This window comes from Bartonella sp. OC68QHHN (genome assembly GCF_042193875.1).
GTDB classification, from domain to species: domain Bacteria; phylum Pseudomonadota; class Alphaproteobacteria; order Rhizobiales; family Rhizobiaceae; genus Bartonella; species Bartonella grahamii_A.
The window spans coordinates 1-2,407 of record NZ_JBHIME010000054.1 but is presented as its reverse complement, the minus strand read 5'-3'; the positions used below and the strand labels follow the sequence as shown (position 1 = coordinate 2,407).

Sequence of the window (2,407 nt, the reverse complement as noted above, 5' to 3'; positions counted from 1 at the left end):
CGACCAATGTTTTGATCATCATCATTATAGACAACTAATAAAATTTCATCAGAATTTATAAGAATTGGATTTTCCATAATTGCTCCTCCCTAACGCCTCTGGCAATTGTTGGTTTGTGGTTTATGAGATATTTATACCATTATGGTAATATTAAGTCAATACCAAAATGGTTATTTTTTTTATTTTATATTTGGAAGGGGTGAAATAATGGATAAAAATCTATTGATTGATGAAAAAATATTAGCGTTTTGGAAAAAATTAACAGAGGATGAAAAAAGAAATTTATTATTTCTTTTCTTGATAAAATGAAGAAAGAAGATCAAGAAGTTTAACTTTGTTATCATAACTTAGATGTTCGAGCATATCTTCTATTTGTGCATCTAAGTTATTTGTCTCCTGTTCTGAAAACATCAATTGTTTAGGGGTAACGGATAAGTGAGGCGCTAAACGTATAGCCCATTCTTTTGTTAATTTCCGATGACCATTTTCTAAGCGAAAAATCTGTGGTTGACTCGTACCTGCTAATTCAGCTAACTTTTTAGAGCTTAAGCCCATTTTCTCTCTGAAAAATTTTAAGTTATTCATGATTCTTATCCTATAAAAAAAAATTTATCTTTCAAATACCAATACGGTAAAAATCTCTTGCATTAAAAATACCACTATGGTATGATTTTGGAATGTTTAAGCTAAAATCATATTTATTGAAGAATAATATTACTTACGCTGAGTTTGCAGCCTCTATAGGTGTTACACAGACATCAATAGCGCGTTACATAAATAAGAAGAGATTTCCTCAGCCTAGGATAATAAAGCAAATAGCAAAGATTACGGATAATTATGTAAGTCCTAGTGATTGGTATCAAGAAAATGTTACTACTGCAATACAAGAAAAAGCAACGCCTTCTTTTGTCAAGGGTTCCACTGTTTGCATGAAGCCATGTGAACAAAATGAAATGTTGCAATCTCAATATGAAGAAAAATAAGTGAGGTATGGAATGGGAATGGATTACGGTTTGGCAGCGATGATTGTGTTTTTTATAGTCAATGTAATCATGTTTTTTGCTGGCTTTTACTTTTATAAAACGACGGAAACGCATGAAAAAGAGACAGATGAAATAATGGAAAACATAATACGTAAACAAAAAGATTTAATTCAAACACAAAAAGATTTAATGGAAAAAATTAACCGCTTTTGAGACTACTCTCCTCGAGTGGCAGTAAAAAGCTGGGCCAAAAAGTAGTTTCAAGTATTTTCTCTGCATGATTTGATGAAGTGTGTTTAATGATAAAAATTGGTGTGCTTACGATATCTGGTTTTAGGTGGCGAACTGTGAAAGAAAATTCTGTTTCTTCAGATGCATCTAAATTAAAAAAATCGAAGATCTCCTGTGTTTTTAAATCTGCTACAAAAAGACTTTTTAAGGGTATATACTTTTCATTTTCTGGTTCTAAATGCATTGGATATCTTCCCAAAAGAGCACCTTTATCAAACGCAAATGGGTTTTCGTTATATAACCGAAAATTATTTATTCTCATTGTTTGCTCTGTAGGATTTTTTATGATGCCATTTACCTCTATGAAGAAGTCTTTGTCATATTTGTATGCTGTTGACTCTTTCATAGTAACCTTCAACTTTGGACCTAAGTCTTGTATTTGTTTTTCTGCCCATAAAATGGAGACGTGCTCTTTTGCGGCTTCAGCTTGTTTTTTTAGCTGTTCTAATTGCCTTTCTATATTGTCTAAATCTTCTTGGCGGATTTTGTCTGCTTCTTTACGGTTTTTATTTCTTAAAATAAGAGCCACTAAAAGAGATGTAATAAATGACAAAAAACCTGTAAGAAATATCTTTATCCATTCTTGCATCATAACTCCCCCCACTTTTTTAGAATCGCTGGGAGCGATACTTTTTCATAAACATTTTTTCAAGACAAGCAATCACAACACGCTCTGTCATAACACACATATAAATACGTAGAGCCTTAAGGGGGGGATTATGATCACTCACGCACAAACCATTTTATGTCTTGATCTAGGGACTAAGACAGGCTGGGCGATATGTTCCAAAGGGCATGCGCTTAAAGACGACAACGAAGCAGATGCTTTAGCAATTTTATATTTAATGAAAGAAGGGGGCGCGCATGTCTAATGCAATGCCATGGATAAGATTCCATTTGTATGACTGGATAAGTGGTACAAATGGAATGACATCTGAACAACGGGGGGTTTATATAACGCTTCTCGTTTGCATGTATGAAAAAAAAGAACCACTTAAAACAGATTTTCAAACGCTTGCACGCGTTTGTCATTGTTCGCAGAAAAAATTTGCAGCTATTGTCGAATATCTCATGAGAAATAATAAACTTGTTGAGACAGATAATGGATTGTGGAATACGCGCGTTGAAGAAGA

General features: G+C 33.3%; 6 protein-coding genes. 4 read left to right on the top strand and 2 right to left on the bottom strand.

What is annotated here, in order from left to right:
- Window positions 1–285: 285 nt before the first annotated feature.
- Complete coding sequence (locus tag ACFIJ0_RS06575) at window positions 286–585, bottom strand: helix-turn-helix domain-containing protein (RefSeq protein WP_015856266.1); 300 nt, start codon at window positions 583–585, stop codon at window positions 286–288.
- A 92-nt stretch (window positions 586–677) separates the two neighbouring features.
- Here ACFIJ0_RS06575 and ACFIJ0_RS06570 point away from each other — a divergent pair, with 92 nt between their 5' ends.
- Together ACFIJ0_RS06570 and ACFIJ0_RS06565 are read left to right on the top strand one after the other, a co-directional pair.
- Window positions 678–983: a helix-turn-helix domain-containing protein gene (locus ACFIJ0_RS06570; RefSeq protein WP_375644156.1), complete on the top strand. Its 306-nt coding sequence runs from the start codon at window positions 678–680 to the stop codon at window positions 981–983.
- Window positions 984–1,001: 18 nt separating this feature from the next.
- On the top strand, window positions 1,002–1,196 hold the full coding sequence (locus ACFIJ0_RS06565; RefSeq protein ID WP_375644158.1) for a hypothetical protein: 195 nt from the start codon (window positions 1,002–1,004) through the stop codon (window positions 1,194–1,196).
- On the opposite strand, the gene ACFIJ0_RS06560 is transcribed toward ACFIJ0_RS06565, so the two are convergent.
- Window positions 1,183–1,866 (bottom strand): hypothetical protein, encoded by a 684-nt coding sequence (locus ACFIJ0_RS06560; protein ID WP_375644159.1) that lies wholly within the window; start codon window positions 1,864–1,866, stop codon window positions 1,183–1,185. The genes ACFIJ0_RS06565 and ACFIJ0_RS06560 overlap by 14 nt on opposite strands.
- A 127-nt stretch (window positions 1,867–1,993) precedes the next feature.
- Here ACFIJ0_RS06560 and ACFIJ0_RS06555 point away from each other — a divergent pair, with 127 nt between their 5' ends.
- Entirely contained in the window at window positions 1,994–2,146 is a 153-nt protein-coding gene (locus tag ACFIJ0_RS06555) for a hypothetical protein (protein WP_375644162.1), read from the top strand.
- Window positions 2,139–2,407: DUF1376 domain-containing protein (locus ACFIJ0_RS06550; RefSeq protein ID WP_375644160.1), on the top strand; the 269-nt coding region annotated here is incomplete at its 3' end. The genes ACFIJ0_RS06555 and ACFIJ0_RS06550, both read left to right, overlap by 8 nt.